At 62.4% G+C, this 17,666-nt stretch carries 19 protein-coding genes; 13 read left to right on the top strand and 6 right to left on the bottom strand.

Going from position 1 to position 17,666, the window contains the following annotated elements:
- The first annotated feature begins 2 nt into the window (after positions 1–2).
- Entirely contained in the window at positions 3–1,115 is a 1,113-nt protein-coding gene (gene hflC / locus BGO80_RS03245; RefSeq protein ID WP_126151334.1) for a protease modulator HflC, read from the top strand.
- A 77-nt stretch (positions 1,116–1,192) separates the two neighbouring features.
- Here the strand turns inward: hflC and serB are convergent, their stop codons facing one another.
- On the bottom strand, positions 1,193–2,065 hold the full coding sequence (gene serB, locus BGO80_RS03240; RefSeq protein ID WP_286719058.1) for a phosphoserine phosphatase SerB: 873 nt from the start codon (positions 2,063–2,065) through the stop codon (positions 1,193–1,195).
- Positions 2,066–2,092: 27 nt separating this feature from the next.
- On the opposite strand from serB, the gene miaA reads away from it, so the two are divergent.
- Positions 2,093–2,974, top strand: coding sequence for a tRNA (adenosine(37)-N6)-dimethylallyltransferase MiaA (gene miaA / locus BGO80_RS03235; RefSeq protein ID WP_286719056.1), 882 nt, complete (start codon positions 2,093–2,095; stop codon positions 2,972–2,974).
- Here the strand turns inward: miaA and BGO80_RS03230 are convergent.
- Entirely contained in the window at positions 2,971–4,395 is a 1,425-nt protein-coding gene (locus BGO80_RS03230) for an MATE family efflux transporter (protein ID WP_286719054.1), read from the bottom strand. The two genes, miaA and BGO80_RS03230, sit on opposite strands and share 4 nt — an antisense overlap.
- A 68-nt stretch (positions 4,396–4,463) precedes the next feature.
- Here BGO80_RS03230 and BGO80_RS03225 point away from each other — a divergent pair, with 68 nt between their 5' ends.
- The 4 genes from BGO80_RS03225 (at position 4,464) to BGO80_RS03210 (ending at position 6,275) form a co-directional block, all read left to right on the top strand.
- Complete coding sequence (locus BGO80_RS03225; protein ID WP_126151338.1) at positions 4,464–4,844, top strand: DUF423 domain-containing protein; 381 nt, start codon at positions 4,464–4,466, stop codon at positions 4,842–4,844.
- A 70-nt stretch (positions 4,845–4,914) separates the two neighbouring features.
- Entirely contained in the window at positions 4,915–5,190 is a 276-nt protein-coding gene (locus BGO80_RS03220) for a YMGG-like glycine zipper-containing protein (protein WP_126151339.1), read from the top strand.
- A gap of 294 nt (positions 5,191–5,484) precedes the next feature.
- On the top strand, positions 5,485–5,700 hold the full coding sequence (locus BGO80_RS03215; protein ID WP_126151340.1) for a cold-shock protein: 216 nt from the start codon (positions 5,485–5,487) through the stop codon (positions 5,698–5,700).
- Positions 5,701–5,813: 113 nt separating this feature from the next.
- Positions 5,814–6,275, top strand: a complete 462-nt coding sequence (locus BGO80_RS03210) for an NUDIX hydrolase (RefSeq protein ID WP_126151341.1) — start codon at positions 5,814–5,816, stop codon at positions 6,273–6,275.
- Here the strand turns inward: BGO80_RS03210 and BGO80_RS03205 are convergent.
- Positions 6,272–7,771 (bottom strand): inorganic phosphate transporter, encoded by a 1,500-nt coding sequence (locus tag BGO80_RS03205; protein ID WP_286719049.1) that lies wholly within the window; start codon positions 7,769–7,771, stop codon positions 6,272–6,274. The genes BGO80_RS03210 and BGO80_RS03205 overlap by 4 nt on opposite strands.
- A 412-nt stretch (positions 7,772–8,183) precedes the next feature.
- On the opposite strand from BGO80_RS03205, the gene BGO80_RS03200 reads away from it, so the two are divergent.
- From BGO80_RS03200 to BGO80_RS03190, 3 genes are all read left to right on the top strand, one after another.
- A complete protein-coding gene (locus BGO80_RS03200; protein ID WP_286719048.1) occupies positions 8,184–9,953 on the top strand; it encodes an acetolactate synthase 3 large subunit in 1,770 nt (589 codons plus the stop codon).
- Positions 9,954–9,976: 23 nt separating this feature from the next.
- Positions 9,977–10,531 (top strand): acetolactate synthase small subunit, encoded by a 555-nt coding sequence (ilvN, locus tag BGO80_RS03195; RefSeq protein WP_286719046.1) that lies wholly within the window; start codon positions 9,977–9,979, stop codon positions 10,529–10,531.
- Between the two features lie 92 nt (positions 10,532–10,623).
- Complete coding sequence (locus tag BGO80_RS03190) at positions 10,624–11,364, top strand: pyridoxine 5'-phosphate synthase (protein ID WP_286719044.1); 741 nt, start codon at positions 10,624–10,626, stop codon at positions 11,362–11,364.
- Here BGO80_RS03190 and BGO80_RS03185 read toward each other — a convergent pair.
- Complete coding sequence (locus BGO80_RS03185; RefSeq protein WP_286719042.1) at positions 11,361–11,717, bottom strand: MerR family transcriptional regulator; 357 nt, start codon at positions 11,715–11,717, stop codon at positions 11,361–11,363. The two genes, BGO80_RS03190 and BGO80_RS03185, sit on opposite strands and share 4 nt — an antisense overlap.
- Positions 11,718–11,788: 71 nt before the next feature.
- Here BGO80_RS03185 and BGO80_RS03180 point away from each other — a divergent pair, with 71 nt between their 5' ends.
- The 3 genes from BGO80_RS03180 (at position 11,789) to BGO80_RS03170 (ending at position 15,088) form a co-directional block, all read left to right on the top strand.
- Positions 11,789–12,238 (top strand): hypothetical protein, encoded by a 450-nt coding sequence (locus BGO80_RS03180; RefSeq protein WP_206437858.1) that lies wholly within the window; start codon positions 11,789–11,791, stop codon positions 12,236–12,238.
- A gap of 178 nt (positions 12,239–12,416) precedes the next feature.
- Positions 12,417–13,007 carry an NADPH-dependent FMN reductase gene (locus BGO80_RS03175; protein ID WP_126151347.1) on the top strand — a complete coding sequence of 197 codons (591 nt, stop codon included), beginning with the start codon at positions 12,417–12,419 and terminating at the stop codon, positions 13,005–13,007.
- A gap of 158 nt (positions 13,008–13,165) precedes the next feature.
- Complete coding sequence (locus BGO80_RS03170; protein WP_286719039.1) at positions 13,166–15,088, top strand: potassium transporter Kup; 1,923 nt, start codon at positions 13,166–13,168, stop codon at positions 15,086–15,088.
- A 49-nt stretch (positions 15,089–15,137) separates the two neighbouring features.
- On the opposite strand, the gene BGO80_RS03165 is transcribed toward BGO80_RS03170, so the two are convergent.
- Positions 15,138–16,262: an NADH:flavin oxidoreductase/NADH oxidase gene (locus BGO80_RS03165; protein ID WP_286719037.1), complete on the bottom strand. Its 1,125-nt coding sequence runs from the start codon at positions 16,260–16,262 to the stop codon at positions 15,138–15,140.
- 144 nt (positions 16,263–16,406) lie between these two features.
- On the opposite strand from BGO80_RS03165, the gene BGO80_RS03160 reads away from it, so the two are divergent.
- Positions 16,407–17,291, top strand: coding sequence for an alpha/beta hydrolase family protein (locus BGO80_RS03160; protein ID WP_286719035.1), 885 nt, complete (start codon positions 16,407–16,409; stop codon positions 17,289–17,291).
- Here the strand turns inward: BGO80_RS03160 and BGO80_RS03155 are convergent.
- Complete coding sequence (locus BGO80_RS03155; protein ID WP_286719033.1) at positions 17,288–17,491, bottom strand: hypothetical protein; 204 nt, start codon at positions 17,489–17,491, stop codon at positions 17,288–17,290. The two genes, BGO80_RS03160 and BGO80_RS03155, sit on opposite strands and share 4 nt — an antisense overlap.
- Positions 17,492–17,666: the final 175 nt, after the last annotated feature.

Raw genomic sequence — 17,666 nt, 5'->3', positions numbered from 1 at the left:
GCATGACGAACCGCCTCTTCATTATCGGCGCCGTCATCGTCGCCGCGATCTATGTTTTCTTCTCCTCCATCTACATCGTGGACGAGCGCGAACAGGCTATCGTCATGCGTTTCGGCCAGATCACCGATGTGCGCACCGAGCCGGGCATCTACTTCAAGATCCCGACCGACGTGGTGGACAGCGTCCAGATCATCGACGATCGTCTGCTGCGTTATGATATTGCCAATATGCGTGTTCAGGTGTCGGGCAACGCCTTCTATCAGGTCGATGCCTTCCTGACCTACCGCATTGCCAATGCTCGCCTGTTCCGCGAACGTGCGACGGGCCAATTGTCGGTGGCAGAAGCCCGTATCGGCGCCAGCCTCGATGCAGCGCTGCGTCAGGTCTATGGTCTGCGCGAATTCACCGACGCTCTGTCGGATCAACGCGCGCAGATGATGCAGGAAACCCGCGACCTCATCCGTACGGACCTGGCAGAACTCGGCCTCGATATTGTCGACGTCCGCATCCTGCGCACTGACCTCGACTCCGACGTCTCGGCCACGACCTTCGAGCGTATGCGTGCCGAGCGTCTTGCCGAAGCCGCGCTGCTTCGCGCTCGCGGTCAGGAGCAGGCACAAAGCCTGCGGGCTATCGCTGATCGTCAGTCGGTTGAAATCGTCGCCGCCGCGACCCGCGATGCAGAGATTATCCGTGGTCAGGGCGATGCCGATCGGAACCGGATCTTTGCTGCCGCCTATGGCCAGGACGCGGAATTCTTCGAGTTCTACCGTTCGATGGAATCCTACCGCACGGCTCTCGCTGGCACCGGCACCACCATGGTCCTCTCGCCCGACAGTGCCTTCTTCCGCTACTTCGGTTCGGATGGCCAGCTGCCGGCAGCGAGCACGACTTTCGCACCACCGCTGCCGCAGGAAGACATTGCGCCGAGCCTGCCGACCACGTCCGACGAGCCTGCTCTGGATGGTCTCGGTATCGAGGAAACCGTCGCCCCCAGCATGACGCTGGAAGATGGTTCCCAACTGGCTCCGACCGTTGGAACGGAAGCTCCGGCGCCGATCGAGCCCGTGGCGCCCGCGCCGGCGGAGCCGGTCGCGCCCGCTGCGGGCCAGTAAGCCAGGCCGCAGTCCCCAAAAGAATGGGCCGGTGGGTTTTCCCACCGGCCCATTTGCATTTAAGCTGGATCTCCTGATCAGCGTACGATGTCTTCGTCCGCATAGCCTTGCAGATAGAGCAGGGCGGTGAGGTCGCCATGGTCGATGCGGATGCCGGCGGCTTCGGCGACGGCCGGCTTGGCATGCAGGGCGACGCCGAAACCTGCAATGCCGATCATGTCGAGATCGTTGGCGCCATCGCCCACCGCGATGGTCTGCGATAGGTCGAGGTCATGCTCGGCGGCCAGAGCAATCAGGCGCTCCCGCTTGGTGCTCTTGTCGACAATGGGCTTGGTGACAGTGCCGGTCAGCCGGTCGCCGTCGAATTCGAGCACATTGGCAATGGCCTCATCGAAGCCAATACGCTTGCCGAAATAGTCGGCAAAAAAGGTAAAGCCGCCCGAGACCAGCGAGGTATAGGCGCCGTAGGCCTTCATGGTCTGTACCAAGGCGCGGCCGCCGGGCGCCAAGGTGATGGCTTCGCGGCGCACTTCCTCGATCGCCTTGCGCTCCAGCCCCTTGAGCAGGGAGACGCGGGTATCCAGCGCCTGTTCGAAATCCAGCTCGCCGCGCATGGCGCGCTCGGTGATCTCGGCAACCTGCGGCTTGATGTCGAGCGCGGCGGCGAGTTCATCGATGCATTCCTGCTCGATCATGGTGGAATCCATGTCGGCGATCAGCAGTTTCTTGCGGCGGCCCTGGGTCGGCACGATATTGGCGTCCACGGCGCGCTGCCCCAGCACGTCGCGCGCGGTGGCGAGGGCGTCTGGCGCGGTCGGCTCGAGAATTTCACAAGCGATGCCGTGATTGAGCCAGTTGAGTTCTCCGCCGGTTTGCTGCACCACAGCAGCGGCCAGCGCGGGGTCCAGTTCCGGGTCTGCAGGATTGGCAGTGAGCAAGAGTACCGGCATGGCGGTGGTGACTTTCGGGAGTGTTGGATGAAGGCCCAAAGGCGTGCGGTCCTGATAGCGGGTCCGACTGCCAGCGGCAAGTCGGCCATGGCGCTGGCGCGTGCGCAGCGGGGGGGCGGCATCATCGTCAATGCCGACGCCATGCAGGTCTATTCCGGGCTCAGGATCATCACGGCACGGCCCTCGGCCGAGGACGAGCGGCTGGTCGAACACCGGCTCTATGGGATGGTATCGCCCGCCACGCGCTTTTCAACCGGCCAGTGGCTCAGCGCGGTGGCCGAGGTGATCGCCGACGCCGACCCGGCGCGCGAGTTGATTTTTGTCGGCGGTACCGGTCTCTATTTCGATGCGCTGACCCGCGGCTTTGCCGAAGTGCCTGTCATTCCCGATGCCGTCACCGCTGCGGTGCAGGCCGAGATAGAGGGGCTGGATGCGACGGCCCGCATGCAGCGGCTTATCGCGGAAGATCCCCAAACTGCCGCTCGTCTCAAGGTGGCCGATCCGCAACGCGTGATCCGGGCGCTGGCGGTCAAGCGCGCGACCGGGCAACCACTATCCCATTTTCAACAGGCGCATATGCCGGCTCTGCTTGATGGCTGGGCGGTGGGGCGGCTGGTGCTGGCGCCCGATCGCGAGGTGCTGCGAGCGCGCATAACCCGTCGTTTCGAAACCATGTTTGCCCAAGGGGCGGTTGAGGAAGTCGAAAACCTGCGGGCGCAAAAGCTCGATCCAAGCCTGCCTGCCCTCAAGGCCATTGGCGTGCCCGAGATTTCAGACTGGCTCGACGGGCGGACGGGGCGCGAAGAGGCAATTGCCCTCTCGATCATCGCCACCCACCAATATGCCAAACGGCAGCGGACCTGGTTCCGCAACCGCATGAGCGACTGGCCCCGACTCGACCCGCTCTAAGCGCTGGTCGGCTTCAGTGCGTCGAGCAGGCCGAGCCGCTCACGCATGGCAAAGCGCGTCACCAGCACCACGGCTACGAAGCTGAGGCCAACGGCGAGCCCGGTCCACACGCCGACACCGCGCCAGCCGGCAAAGTCGCTGAGCAGATAGCCGACCGGCAGGCCGATGCCCCAATAGCCCAGAATGGCGAAGAGCATCGGGATCTTGGTGTCGCTCAACCCGCGCAGCGCATGTGCAGCCGCCACCTGCGCGCCATCGGCGAGCTGGAACAAGCCGGCGACGGCCAGGAACGAGGCTGCGAGCGCAAGGGCATTGGCGTTTTCCGGATTGTTGGGGTCGAGGAAAATCGTCACCAGCACCGGGCCCATGGTCAGGAACAGCACGCAGGACAGGACCATGAAGCCCGTTCCCAGCATGAACGAGGTCCAGCCCGCCAGCTTGATGCCCTCCGCATCGCGTCGGCCATAGGCGATGCCGACGCGAACCGTGGCCGCGATTCCCAGCCCCAGTGGCACCATGAAAGCCATGGACGCGCATTGCAGCGCCACGGCGTGCGCCGCAAGTTCGTCAGTGCCCAGGCGCCCGATGAGCAGGGCTGCGGCGGTGAACATGCCCACTTCGGCGACAACGGTCAGCGCGATGGGCAGGCCGATGCGGAAAATGGCGCGGAAATGGCCCCAGTCAGCGCGCCAGAACCGGATCAGGATATGGAAGCGCCCAAAGCGCCGATGCCGCACCACATAGGTCAGCATGGCCAGGAACATGATGATGTTGGTGGTCAGCGTGGCGATGGCGGCCCCGCGCAATTCCAGGCGCGGCATGCCGAAATGCCCGAAGATCAGGGTATAGGCGACGGCGGCGTTCACCACCACGCCGAGTACGGTAATCACCAGCACCACGCGGGTAGCGTCAAAGGCCGAGAGCAGCGAGCGCAGGGCAATGATCCCCAAAGCCGGGAACAGCGACCAGGCAACGATCTGCAGGAATTGTTCGGCCATGGCCGTGGTCGCGGGGTCCTGTCCGAGGCGCTCGTAGATCGGCCGGACCTGCAGCACCAGCGGCAGCAGCAGCGTCGACATGATGATGGTGACCCAGAACCCCTGACGGACGATGCGGCGGATCGCCTTGATGTCGCGTGCGCCCCGCGCCTGCGCCACCAGTGGCGCGACGGCACCGACAATGCTAACGCCGAACAGTAGAATGGGCATGAAGAAGGATGTGGCCAACGTGCCGGCGGCCAGATAGTCGGGCCCCAGCCAACCGAGCAGGATCACGTCGGTTGTGTGCAGCGCATTCTGCGCCAGCTGCGCAATCACCAGTGGCCAGGCCAACGCAAAGGTTGCCCGCAATTCCCGCAACCAGCCATTGGCAGGCGCGGGTTCAGGTAGCGTCACGCCCGGTGACGCGACTATCTCGCTCATTGTCGTTTCCCAATCTCGCGCCCATGCTCTATGCCAAAGCAGCGATTTGGGGAAGCCGGATGCCGCAAGTGGATAAGTTGGGAACGCTACGGCGCGTGCTGCTGGGCATTGCCGGGCTGTTGGGCGCCATTGGCGTCGCCGCCGCGGCGCGTGCGTCGCATAGCAGTGACAGTCGCAATATCGCCGCCATTGCCACGATCTTCCTCGCCCATGCCCCGGTGCTGGTTGCGCTTGGTCTTGCGGCGCGCGGCCGGGTCATGGTTTGGTCTGGGATAGCCCTGGCTTTCGGGACTATTTTGTTCGGGCTCGATCTGGCGCTGCGCGAGCAACTGGGGCAGGGCGCCTTCCCAGGCGCTGCGCCGCTCGGGGGCGGATTGATGATCCTCGCCTGGCTCGGCCTCGTCGTGGCGGCGGTGCTGTGGCGGCCGAATACAGATTTCACTAAATAAGTATTAAATCTGACCGGAACCTTTAGCAGGCCGACGCATTTATGCTGCGACGATGTCGTTGGAGGTATTCATGCACAAGATCCTGATCATTGCCGCTACCGCGCTTTCCCTGGCGGCCTGCACCACCACCCAGCAGGGTGCGACGGTCGGTGCCATCGGCGGCGCCATTGTTGGTGCGAGCGCGACGGGCGGAAATATTGTCGGAACCGCTGTCGGTGCTGGCATCGGCGGTGTGGTCGGCGCAGCAGCCGGCAATGTTCTGGGCAAGGTTGAAGGCAGCAATGATCGCTGCGTCTATCAGCGTCCGAACGGCACGCGCTATATTGACACCTGCCCGCGCGGTTAAAACGTCCCCCAAAGCCACAGCGCCCCCTGTGGCTTTAGCGCCCTCCCAGGCGCCCAGGCACCCGGCCGGTCATCCTGCCGGGTGTCTTGCTGTCTGCAGTCTGGCCTTGAAAATAATCGCCGAAAACTATAGTTTATTGCAACGTGCCACTTGTCTTGCGCTATCTGAACGACCGGCCTGTCCGGAAACTTGGCTACCTCCTGATCTCGTGAATCGTAAGTCCAAATTCCTCGCACGGGGACTGGATAAACCCTTCCGCCGCATCAGCGGCATAACAGACCAAGAGGTCCAGACATGGCTGCCATTACCGGTACCGTGAAATTCTTCAACACCACCAAGGGCTACGGCTTCATCTCTCCTGACAATGGTGAGAAGGACGCATTCGTTCACATCTCCGCCGTTCAGCGTTCGGGCCTGCAGGGCCTTTTCGAAGGCGACAAGGTGAGCTTCGAGCTGCAGACCGGCCGTGATGGCAAGGTTTCGGCCACCGACCTGACCCTGCTGAGCTAATCGCCGGCCCGTGTTTGGGAATGGGCCCTTCGGGGCCCTTTCTTTTTTTGGGCGGTAGACACCTGCCCCATGTCGTGCGAGAGAGCCGGACAATCCCTTAGACGGAGCCGGCCATGGTGCGCGATTTCCTCAAAAATTGGAGCCCCCGGGTCGAGACTCCCGCCAGCCTGCGCCAGGCCGGTGCCATGCCCTATGCCATTGTCGACGGGCGCATGGCCTTCCTGCTGATCACTTCGCGCCGCAGCGGCAAGTGGATTTTCCCAAAGGGAGCCATTGAGCCCAATATGACGCCGTGGGAAAGCGCCGCACTCGAGGCGATGGAAGAGGCCGGGGTAACCGGTGATATCGCGCCCACCGCAGTCGGCAGCTATCGCGCCGGCATGGGTACAGACAGTGCGACGCTGGTCGATGTCGATCTCTATCCGCTCCGCGTTATCCAGCAGCATGATGTCTGGCGTGAGCAGGACCAACGGTTGCGCCATTGGGCGACGCTGGCAGAAGCGCGCCGGCTCCTCGCTGACAAGTCCCTGGCGCGCCTGGCGGCACGCCTGCATGAGCAGATTGTCGGGAACTAGCCGACGATCAGGTCGAGCCCCAGGAACAAAAGGCCAGAGAGCAAGGCCGAAGCAGGCACGGTCACGACCCAGGCGGCCGCGATGCTGTAGACGTGGTGGCGCCGGACCAACAGGCGCCCCTCGGTCTTGCGCGCATTGGCCAGAGCGTCTTCCGGTGTGGCATTGAGCTGGGTGGCATCGACGAAGCGCGCATTGACCGGAACGGCCGTGCCTTCCATGTCTCGCCGCGAGATGTATTCGCGCAGGAAGCCGACGCCGAACACCGCGCCGACCGCAATATGCGTCGATGAAACCGGCATGCCCAGCGCCGATGCGATCAGCACGGTGATGGCAGCAGACAGAGCGGCGCAGAAGGCCCGGATTTCATTGAGCTTGGTGATCTGCTCGCCGACGGTGCGGATCAGGCGCGGCCCGAATAGGGCCAGGCCCAGCGAGATGCCGATGGCGCCAATGGCAAGCACCCAGAAGGGCAGGACGATATTGGCGACTTCTCCATGGCCGGTTTCAAGTGCCGTCACGATGGCCGCGAAGGGGCCGATGGCGTTGGCGACGTCATTTGCACCATGGGCGAAGGAGAGCAGGGCGGCCGAGACCACCAATGGCAGGCGGAACAGTGTCGCCACATGCTTCTTGCGGTTCTCCATGTTCATGGACTGCTTGCGCACCCAGGGCATGGAAATGATCCAGCCCAGGGCTGCAAAGACTACGCCGAGGATTGCCGTGGTCCAGACATCGGGGGACCAGACGCGGCTCAGCCCCTTGGTGGCCAGATACATAGCGAAAACGCCGGTCATGACGGCGACGAAGATCGGCACCCAGATGCGGGCGGCAGAAATCTTGTCGATGCGATTGGTGATGGTCGACATGATCACCGCCAGCATGCCGGCTGCGGCGATGCCGCCCAAGACCGGCGAAATGACCCAGCTCGAGGCGATGGCGCCGATCGTGGGCCAGTTGACGACGCCGAAGCCGGCTGCGGCGATACCCGAGCCGACCACGCCGCCGACTACTGCGTGGGTGGTGGACACCGGTGCCCCGATATAGGTGGCGAGATTGACCCAGAGCGCGGAGGCCAGAAGCGCTGCCATCATCACCATAACGAAGGTCGAGGTATCGAATTCGGCCGAGGTCAACAGGTCCCGTGCGACGGTATTGACCACGTCGCCACCGGCGAGCAGGGCGCCTGCGGCTTCGAAAATGGCGGCAATGAAGAGCGCGCCCACCATGGACACGGCGCGAGAACCGACTGCAGGGCCCATATTGTTGGCCACGTCATTGGCGCCGACATTCAGCGCCATATAGCCGGCAATGATGGCACCGATGACGACCACATAGGTCGTTGGGCCTTGAACCACCGAGAAGCTGGCCCAGACGGCTGCAACCAGCAGGAACACCAGCGCTATGCCCGGCGCGGCCAGGGCGCGGCCAAGGTCGTGCGTTGCCGTCTCCAGGCCAGTGACCCGCTGCAAGTCCTTGTCGAGGGCGCTTTTGCTCATGTCATCGAACCGTCATAATCTGTGCCAGTGCCCCATAGCATTGTCTGACGCTCTGGCCACCTGTTTTGCAACCATCAGGCCGGCGGTCCACGCATTTTAAAGGCGGCAAGGCAGGAGCAGTGACGGTGCGGGGCCGCGTGGTGGATGCCGGAACGCATCGACACTTGACTTGCGCTGCTGCTTGCTCCTATCAATGCGCCGTCAGATTTTTTGGAGCGGTCCAGTGCGGGCACTCATTCTCGTAGTTTGCAGGCGCATCGGCAACGTGGGGTAAATCCCCGCGCGATAGCTGATGCGCCGAACACAAGGTCCCAAACGGGGCCTTTTTTATTGCCTTTTTTCCGCCGCGCGGGAGAGGCGGCAGGTGACGGACAAGACCCCGGAAGGGGCAAGGAATTAGGAAGGGCTGACAATGGCCGAGAAAATGACCGGCGCTGAAATGGTGATCCAGGCGCTGACCGATCAGGGGGTCGAGCATATCTTCGGCTATCCCGGTGGTGCGGCTTTGCCGATCTATGACGCGATGTTCCAGCAGGATTTCGTCAAGCACATCCTGGTGCGCCACGAGCAGGGCGCGACCCATATGGCCGAAGGCTATGCGCGCTCCACCGGCAAGCCCGGCGTGGTTCTGGTCACTTCCGGCCCCGGCGCGACCAATGCGGTCACCGGCCTTACCGATGCCTTGATGGATTCCATCCCGCTGGTCTGCATCACCGCCCAGGTTCCCACGACGCTGATCGGCACCGACGGTTTCCAGGAGTGCGATACTGTCGGCATTACCCGCTCCTGCACCAAGCACAATTATCTCGTGAAGAACGTCGCCGACCTGCCGCGCGTCCTGCATGAGGCCTTCCACATTGCCACGACCGGTCGTCCCGGCCCGGTGGTCATCGACATTCCCAAAGACGTGCAGTTTGCGGTCGGCGACTATTACAAGCCCGAACCCGGCACGCTGCGTCACAAGTCCTACCGTCCCAAGGTGGACGGCGATGCCGCCGCGATTGAAGCGGCGGTCGATCTCATGCTCAAGGCCGAGCGCCCGATTTTCTATACGGGTGGCGGCGTCATCAATGCCGGTCCCGAAGCCTCGGAAAACCTGCGCGAGCTGGCCGAGCTCACCGGCTTCCCGGTGACTTCGACGCTGATGGGCCTCGGTGCCTTCCCGGCCTCCAATCCGCAATGGATGGGCATGCTGGGCATGCACGGGACCTATGAAGCCAATATGGCGATGCATGACTGCGACGTCATGATCAATATCGGCGCACGCTTTGACGACCGCATCACCGGTCGCGTCGATGCCTTTTCGCCCAATAGCCGCAAGATCCACGTCGATATCGACCCGTCCTCGATCAACAAGATCATCCGCGTCGATGTGCCGATCGTGGGGGATTGCAATCGCGTGCTCGAAGAGATGATCCGCATCTGGCGGTCCAAGACCAATCAGCCGCGCTCGGAAGCGCTGGCGCCGTGGTGGAGCCAGATCGAAAAGTGGCGTTCGGTCAATTCGCTCGGGTTCAAGAATTCCGACACCACCATCAAGCCGCAATGGGCCATCCAGCGTCTCTACGAGGCGACCAGGAAGCAGGCCAAGGAGGTGTACATCACCACCGAGGTCGGCCAGCACCAGATGTGGGCGGCCCAGCATTTCCATTTCGACCAGCCCAATCGCTGGATGACCTCGGGTGGTCTGGGAACCATGGGTTATGGCCTGCCGGCTGCGGTCGGCGTGCAGGTGGCCCATCCCGATGCGCTGGTGATCGACATTGCCGGCGAAGCCTCGGTGCAGATGACGATGCAGGAAATCTCGACCGCAGTGCAGTATCGCCTGCCGATCAAGATATTCATCCTCAACAATGAGCGCATGGGCATGGTTCGCCAGTGGCAGGACCTGCTGCATGGTTCGCGCTATGCGCATTCCTATTCGGAATCGCTGCCCGACTTCGTCAAGCTGGCCGAGGCCTATGGGGCCAAGGGCATCAAGTGCGATACGCCGGCCCAGCTCGATGCCGCAATTGCCGAGATGATCGACTATGACGGTCCGGTGCTGTTCGACGTAATGGTCGAAAAGGACGAGAACTGCCTGCCCATGATCCCCTCGGGCAAGCCGCATAACGAGATCATCCTGCCCGATACGGCCGATATCGGCGACATCATCGACGAGAAGGGACGCGCGCTGGTCTAGGCCGGTTGCGGAGGAATATTGAAATGAACGCACATCTGCAGCCCACCGGTTCCGCCTATTTCCTGACCCAGGAAACCCAGCAGGCCGAGCGCCATACTCTCTCCGTCCTGGTCGACAACGAGCCCGGCATTCTTGCCCGCGTCGTCGGCCTGTTTTCGGCCCGCGGCTACAATATCGAGAGCCTGACCGTCAGCGAGACCGAACACGACCGGCGACTTAGTCGCATCACTGTGGTGGTGGTGGCGACGCCAAAGGTCCTCGTCCAGATCAAGACCCAGCTCGAACGACTGGTGCCGGTGCACCGCGTGCACGATCTGACCGCCGAAGGCGCCTATCTCGAGCGTGAGCTGGCGCTGATCAAGGTCCGTGGTTCGGGCGAGCACCGTGCCGAGACCCTGCGTCTCGCCGATGCCTTCCGCGCCCATATCGTCGACGCGACGGTCGAGAGCTTTGTCTTCGAAGTCACCGGCAAGCCGGAAAAGATCGACAGCTTCATCGCCCTCATGGCTCCCCTTGGCCTGGTCGAAGTGGTCCGCACCGGCCTCGCCGCTATAGCGCGCGGCGCCGAAGGTATGTGATCGACAAGAGCTGATAGGCTCATCACAAGGTTCGATTGGGCGGATCGCCCAGTCTGGTGTATGGCAGGGCGCGAAGACTTCGAGGCCCTGCCATGACCCTGCTTTCCGTCAATCTCAATGCCGTCGCCCAGTTGCGGAACCGGCGGAATCTGCCGTGGCCGAGCGTCACCGGCATTGCCAGGGTGGTGCTCGATGCGGGTGCCAGCGGCATCACCATTCATCCCCGCCCCGATGAGCGCCACATCCGGCGCACCGATGTGTTCGAGCTTTCGGCGCTGTTGCGGGCTGACTATCCCCAGGCCGAATTCAATATCGAGGGTTATCCCAGCGAGGACTTTCTCGACCTGATCGAGATGGTCAATCCCGAACAGGTGACGCTTGTGCCCGACGATCCGGCACAGGCAACGTCGGACCATGGCTGGGATTTTCTTGGCAAGGGTAATTTCCTGACCTCGGTGGTGCAACGCCTCAAGCGCGAGGACAGGCGCATCTCGCTGTTCTGCGATCCGGATGCCGGCCCGGCGGGCGTTGCGGCCGCCAAGGCCACCGGCGCCGACCGCATCGAATTGTTCACTGGCCCCTATGGCGCCTGCTACGAAGACCCCACGCGCGCCGAAGCTGAGCTGGCCGCGCTGGCCGGGACCTGTCAGGCCGCGCTCGATATCGGGCTTGGCGTCAATGCCGGTCATGACCTGACGCTGGAGAATTTGCCTGCCTTCCAGACAGCGGTGCCGGGCGTCGCCGAGGCCTCCATCGGCCACGGCATCACCGCCGACTCCCTGCTGATGGGCTTTGCCGAGGCAACCCGCCGCTATATTGCCGTGCTGGCCTAGTTTTCAACGCCGAGCGGGCAGGCCAGATCGAGTCGGGTGGCGAGGTCGTCTCTGAGGCCTTGCAGCTCAGCGATGCGGCTATCGATCGAGGAGATCTTGTGGCGCAAGAGGTCGGCGAGCCGCGCTGCGCCAGGCAGGTTTTCCCCGGCCGCCGGTAGCTCGGTTTCGATCTCTGCCAGTGAAAAGCCCAGCCGCTGCGCGGTGCGGACATAGTTCAGCAACATCAGCGTCTCGTCCGGATAGTGGCGATAGCCATTCGGGCGGCGCAAGGAGGCAATGAGCCCACGCTTCTCGTAGAAGCGCAGCGTGTCGCGGCTTAGCCCGGAGCGTTCCGCCAGTTCGCCGATCTGCATGATTTTCCTCTTGACCCTGGAGTGCACTCGAGGGTTTAGCGGTTCTGCGTCCTGCAGAAAAGGAGTCAATTATGCTGGATGCAAAAGCCTATCTTCGTATCATGCGCGCCAGTGCCGCCTATGACCTCATTGTCAGCTTGCCTTTTGCGACGCCATGGACGCTGCCATTGGTGCACACCGTGCTGGTCTGGCTTGGTGGTGCGCTGGGCCTGCCGGGACAGTTGCCGCCAATCGATCCGATGTCGATGCTGCTCGGCAACCTCATGGGGTCGGTGGTGGTGGTTTGGTCCGTTGCGCGGCTGCGATTGGGGCTGGCCGTTCTTGGCCGTTATGATGCCGTGGCGCGCTTTCTGTTTGCCGCCTGGCAAATCAATGCGTTGCTGAATGGGCTGAGCCTGGCGATCCTGCCGCTGCTGATCATCGAGATTGCCTTCGGCATCGTGCAGCTGCTGCCGATCTCAGAAGAGAAAAGATTGTCGTTGCTGGACGAACAGTCCGTAAATGTCGGCGCTCACAGCTAGCAGTTCGATGGGGCGGATACGGCGAAAATGCCGAAATCTCAATGATCCCGAACACTTACATTGGTGTGCCTATGGTACGCCAATGTTGCCGGATGACATGGTAGTGCCCACTTGAGGAAATCTCTGGTGGGCACATATATCGCCTCAGTTACGATTTGTTACCAAGGAGGGCAACCAAATGTCCAAGCTCAAGATCGGCGTCATCATCTCGTCCACCCGTCCCACGCGCTTCGGTGAAATCCCGGCGCAGTGGATTCTCGAGAAGGCCAATGAGCGCCCCGAGATCGACGCTGAAATCGTTGACCTGCGCGATTTCAATCTGCCTTTCTTCGACGAAGTCGCCTCGAACGCTTGGGCTCCCTCGCAGAACCCGGAAGCTGTTCGCTGGCAGAAGAAGATCGGCGAATTCGACGGCTTCATTTTCGTCGTTGCCGAATACAACCGTGCCATCACCGGCGCGCTTAAGAATGCCATCGACCAGGCTTATGTCGAGTGGAATAAGAAGGCGTTCGGCGCCGTTGGCTATGGTTCGGTGGGTGGTGCCCGCGCGGTGGAAAACCTGCGCACCATCGGTGTCGAGCTGCAGATGGTCTCCACCCGCTCGGCCGTTCATCTGGCAGGCGGCGACTTCTTCTCCGTTCACCCCGGCTTCGGCGGCACCAAGACCCTGAACGACCTTGAAGCTTCGATCGGCCCGTCCGCCAAGGATATGCTGGATCAGTTGATCTGGTGGGGGAATGCTGCCAAGGCCGCTCGCGCCGCCGAATAAACTTTTCGAAGACCTCCGTCTTCGTTTGCCTGGCAGGGGCCGCTTCGCAAGAGGCGGCCCCTGCTGGCGTTTGAACCATTCGGTCTTGTATTGGTTGTGTATGACCGGCGGCGGGTGTATAGCGGCGCCCGCCCGAAACAGCGAGAGCCCCAAAGCTCATGACGCATGCGAATTCCTCCGGCCCTGAGGCCGGTGTCGTCGCGACCGAACAGGATGGCCACCACAAGAGTGGTTTGCCGGTCCTGACTTTGGGAGCCATCGGCGTCGTTTACGGCGATATCGGTACCAGCCCGATCTATGCCTTCCGACAGGCCACCCATGTCAGACCCGGTGCCGCCTCCAGCGAGGTGGAGATATTGGGCCTCTTGTCGCTCATTGTCTGGGCTTTGGCTCTGACGGTGGCATTCAAATATGTGTTTTTCGTCACCCGCGCCGACAATAATGGCGAGGGCGGTACGCTGAGCCTGATGGCGCTGGCGCGCAAGACCTTCGAAAAGCCGCCGGTGTGGATCACGGCATTGGGCGTGTTCGGCGCTGCGTTGTTCTATGGCGATGCGCTGCTGACCCCGGCGATCTCAGTTCTGTCGGCTGTGGAAGGCATGGATCTCGTCGCTCCTGGCATGGGCCGCTGGGTGGTGCCGATCACCCTGGTGATCATCATCGGCATTTTTGCTGTGCAGCGCTTCGGTACCGCCAAGGTTGCGATCGTTTTCGGACCGATCACCGCGGTCTGGTTCCTGACTCTTGGCGTGTCCGGTTTTGTCCATATCGTGGCTTATCCCGGCGTGCTGCAGGCGCTGAATCCGCTTCTGGGCCTGCAATTCCTCTTTACCCATATCGGCATTGCCTTTGTGGTTATGGGGGCAATCTTCCTCGCCGTTACCGGGGCCGAGGCGCTTTATGTCGATCTCGGCCACTTCGGGCGCAAACCCATCGTGCTGGCTTGGTTCGGTCTGGTGTTCCCCTGCCTGCTTCTCAACTATTTCGGCCAGGGCGCCTTCGTGCTGTCGGTGGGCATCGAGAATGTCGAAAGCCCCTTCTTCCAGATGCAGCCGGAATGGGCGCTGTTGCCCTTCGTGATCCTGGCCACCATGGCCACCATCATTGCCAGCCAAGCCGTCATCACCGGCACGTATAGCCTCACCCAGCAGGCCATCGCGCTCAACATGCTGCCGCGCATGGTGGTCCAGCACACCTCGGCTACCCAGAGCGGCCAGATCTATATGCCGCAGATCAACTCCATGCTGATGGTCGGCGTGCTGGTGCTGGTCGCGACTTTCGGCAGTTCCGCCGCACTTTCCAACGCCTATGGCATCGCGGTGTCGGGGGTGATGATCGTCACGCTGGCACTGCTGGTTGTGGTCATGTGGCGCAACTGGAAGTGGCACCCGGCGGTGGTGATCGGCTTCGGCATCATGTTCGCCATCATCGACGGCTCGTTCTTTGCCGCCAATGCCGCCAAGCTGCTTCAGGGCGGCTGGGTCCCTGCGGCGGTGGCGCTGATAGTGGCGCTCATCATGTGGAGCTGGATGGCCGGGCGTCGCCGCCTGTCGGACAAGACCCGCCGCGACGAGGTGCCGCTGGAATTTCTGGTCAACAACCTCGCCAAGAAGAAGCCGACCACGGTACCTGGCACCGCGATCTTCCTGACTTCGGATGTGGAAGGCGCGCCAACCGCGCTGTTGCACTCGCTCAAGCACTACAAGGTGCTGCACGAGAAAAACGTCATCCTGACCGTCCGCACGTCGACGTCGCCGCGCGTGCCCGATGACGAGAAGGTCACCATCGACGCCTATAACGAGTTGTTCTATCGCGTCGTCGTTACCTTCGGATTTATGGAGAGCCCGAACCTGCCCAAGGCCCTGGTGCTGGCCCGCAAGCTGGGCTGGAAATTCGACATCATGTCGACCTCCTTCTTCCTGTCACGTCGCTCTTTGAAGCTTGGGCAGAAGAGCGGCTTTTTCCGCTTCTGGCAGGACCGCCTGTTTATCCGCCTGGCACGCAATGCCAGCGACGCCACCGAGTATTTCCACATCCCGACCGGCCGCGTGGTCGAAATCGGCACTCAGGTGGTGCTGTAATAAAAAGGGGCCCTTGGGCCCCTTTTGTCTGTCGGAAGGTTGTCGACGCTCAGATTTGTGCCTTGCCGAAGAAGCGGTCGCGGCTGTCGACGCGCTGAGTCTGGATGGGCCAGAGATCGTAATTCCCGCCCAGGGCGAGATTGGCGTTGACCGCCCAGTTCGGGTCCTTCATGGCGCCGCGCGCCAGAGCGATGATATCGGCCTCGCCGCGCTCGAGAATGGCTTCGGCCGCCAGCACGTCATCCAGCAGTCCTACAGCCGCCGTAGCGATGCCTGCGCCGTTCCGCACCGCCGCAGAGAAGGGCACCTGATAGGCCGGAGCGGGCTTGATGCGGCCCTGGGCCAGTCCGCCGCTCGAGCAGTCAATGGCGTCGACGCCAATCGCCTTGAGTTCGCGAGCCAGCACGACGCTATCTTCCACCGTCCAGCCGCCCTCGGCATTGTCGCTGACCGAGAGACGCGCCATCAGCGGCTTGCCGCTGGGCCAGGCGGCGCGAACGGCCTCAGCGACCTCCAGCGTCAGGCGCATGCGATTTTCAAGGCTGCCGCCATAATTGTCGGTACGCGCGTTGGCGAGCGGGGAGAGAAACTGATTGAGCAGATAGCCATGGGCGGCGTGAACTTCCACCGTGTCGAAGCCAGCCTGATCCGCGCGCCTGGCCGCAGCGGCGAAGCCCGCGATGACACGGTCGATGCCGGCGCGATCCAGCGCCAGGGGGACCTGAAAATCGGGATCGTTGGGGTCGTGAGAAATGGCGCTGGGGCCCACCGGCTGCCAGTGCTCATAACCCAGCTTGCGCCGCTGTTCTTCGGTGGCGAGCTGCTCCGGACCATTCCAGGACACAGAGGTCGATGCCTTGCGTCCGGCATGGGCAAGCTGGATGCCGACAGCTGCGCCCTGACTGTGGAGGAAGTCCACAATGCGGGCGAGGGGGGCGATGTGCTCGTCTTTGTAGATGCCCAGATCACCATAGGTGATGCGTGCCTCGGGCAGCACGCCGCTGGCTTCGAGCATGACGAGGCCGAAGCCGCCCATGCCGAACCGCCCCAGATGCACGAAATGCCAGTCGGTGGCGAAGCCATCGACGGATGAATATTGGCACATGGGTGCCACCATGGTGCGGTTGCGCAGGGTAAGGTCACGCAAGGTCAGCGGGGAGAACAGTTTCGACACGGGATTGTCCTTGGGAGGCAGGAACGGGTTGGCCTCCTAAATGGGGCATTTACGCTTCATCGGCAAGTGCCGATGGAGTTTCCGCTGTTGCTCGTCTTGTATGGCAGTTGCTAGTGTTGCCCTGTCAGTTCGGACGGAGCCAGCATGTCGATCACCGCAAGCCGTTTTCGCGACCTCCTGGCTTTCGAGGATCGTGACGCCGTTTTGGTGTCGCGGCGCGAAGAGCTGGCGGGTGACTATGTCATCGAGCATCTGCGCCTCAAAATCGGTACCGACGAAGTGCGCGGCATTCTCACCCGCCCGCTGGATGGAGCAGGGCGGCTGCCGGCCATTCTCTATGGTCACTCCCATGGCGGCGGCTATGCCGTGGGGGCCCGAGAGCTGCTGGACGGCCGGGAATATTTGCTGGACCCGCTGGGTCCGGTCTTTGCACGAGCAGGCTATGTGACGCTGTGCATCGATATGCCGGTGTTCGGCGAGCGCGCCACGGTGAGCGAGAGCTTCGCCGCCAAGGCCCTGCTATGGCAGGGCAAATCCCTGTTTGGGCACATGCTTTCCGACCATGCGGCGGCGCTCGGCTACCTCGCTAGGCGCCAAGATGTCGATGCCAGCCGCATCGGTGCGTTTGGGCTCTCCATGGGCTGTGTCCTGAGCTATTGGCTGGCAGCGCTGGACGACCGTATCGCGGCAGTGGCGCATCTCTGCTGCTTTGCCGATTTCCGCACCATGATCGCGCTGGGCGCGCATGACGGACATGGGATCTATCTCACCGTTCCCGGCCTGTTGAAGGAGGCCGATGGCGGTAGCATCGCTGCGCTTGTCGCACCGCGACCGCAACTCATCTGCGTTGGCGAAGAGGATGCGCTTAGCCCCATGCCGGCGGTCGAGCAGGCCCTGGCTGAACTGCGCCCTGCCTACCGACAGCATGAGGAACGCCTCGAGGTCTTGAGCGAGCCCGGGATTGGTCACTGGGAAACGCCGCTCATGCGCGAACATGTGATGGGCTTTTTCGCCAAATGGCTGGCCTAGCCGCGCATGCCCAGCATCATCTGGGCTTGCGTCCAGAGCTGGGCTGCGAGGCCGGGATTGAACCATAAAAAGGCGGCCGCCCCGACAATGGCTGCGACCAGCGCCAGGCCGAAGAGCTTCTTCAGGACCGAGAAGACCAGCCACAGAACGATTACTGCGACGACGGCAAGGCCGATCAGAGAATTGGGATCATTGGGCATGAGCGTCGTGTGGTCTCGAATGATGCACTAATCCGTAGATTCTAGCGGATGACCTTGGCGAAGTTGGGAATTTATTCGCGATTTTCTTCTACATAGGAAGGAATTGCGATTGCGCATGTGGAAGCACCGAAAATGTCGTCGGCCGAGGAGATGTTTTTTGTTGGGACCGCATCCA

Source organism: Devosia sp. 63-57 (genome assembly GCF_001899045.1).
GTDB lineage: Bacteria > Pseudomonadota > Alphaproteobacteria > Rhizobiales > Devosiaceae > Devosia > Devosia equisanguinis.
Note: the sequence above shows the minus strand (reverse complement) of the source record. Positions and strands in the feature narration are given on the sequence as shown.

Coding starts and splice junctions, on each gene's coding strand:
- BGO80_RS03205 (WP_286719049.1), bottom strand. CDS start 7,771: ATGAGCAAAAGCGCCCTCGACAAGGACTTGCAGCGGGTCACTGGCCTG.
- hflC (WP_126151334.1), top strand. CDS start 3: ATGACGAACCGCCTCTTCATTATCGGCGCCGTCATCGTCGCCGCGATC.
- BGO80_RS03220 (WP_126151339.1), top strand. CDS start 4,915: ATGCACAAGATCCTGATCATTGCCGCTACCGCGCTTTCCCTGGCGGCC.
- BGO80_RS03160 (WP_286719035.1), top strand. CDS start 16,407: ATGTCGATCACCGCAAGCCGTTTTCGCGACCTCCTGGCTTTCGAGGAT.
- BGO80_RS03170 (WP_286719039.1), top strand. CDS start 13,166: ATGACGCATGCGAATTCCTCCGGCCCTGAGGCCGGTGTCGTCGCGACC.
- BGO80_RS03215 (WP_126151340.1), top strand. CDS start 5,485: ATGGCTGCCATTACCGGTACCGTGAAATTCTTCAACACCACCAAGGGC.
- BGO80_RS03200 (WP_286719048.1), top strand. CDS start 8,184: ATGGCCGAGAAAATGACCGGCGCTGAAATGGTGATCCAGGCGCTGACC.
- BGO80_RS03180 (WP_206437858.1), top strand. CDS start 11,789: ATGCTGGATGCAAAAGCCTATCTTCGTATCATGCGCGCCAGTGCCGCC.
- BGO80_RS03175 (WP_126151347.1), top strand. CDS start 12,417: ATGTCCAAGCTCAAGATCGGCGTCATCATCTCGTCCACCCGTCCCACG.
- BGO80_RS03190 (WP_286719044.1), top strand. CDS start 10,624: ATGACCCTGCTTTCCGTCAATCTCAATGCCGTCGCCCAGTTGCGGAAC.
- miaA (WP_286719056.1), top strand. CDS start 2,093: ATGAAGGCCCAAAGGCGTGCGGTCCTGATAGCGGGTCCGACTGCCAGC.
- BGO80_RS03210 (WP_126151341.1), top strand. CDS start 5,814: ATGGTGCGCGATTTCCTCAAAAATTGGAGCCCCCGGGTCGAGACTCCC.
- ilvN (WP_286719046.1), top strand. CDS start 9,977: ATGAACGCACATCTGCAGCCCACCGGTTCCGCCTATTTCCTGACCCAG.
- serB (WP_286719058.1), bottom strand. CDS start 2,065: ATGCCGGTACTCTTGCTCACTGCCAATCCTGCAGACCCGGAACTGGAC.
- BGO80_RS03185 (WP_286719042.1), bottom strand. CDS start 11,717: ATGCAGATCGGCGAACTGGCGGAACGCTCCGGGCTAAGCCGCGACACG.
- BGO80_RS03155 (WP_286719033.1), bottom strand. CDS start 17,491: ATGCCCAATGATCCCAATTCTCTGATCGGCCTTGCCGTCGTCGCAGTA.
- BGO80_RS03230 (WP_286719054.1), bottom strand. CDS start 4,395: ATGAGCGAGATAGTCGCGTCACCGGGCGTGACGCTACCTGAACCCGCG.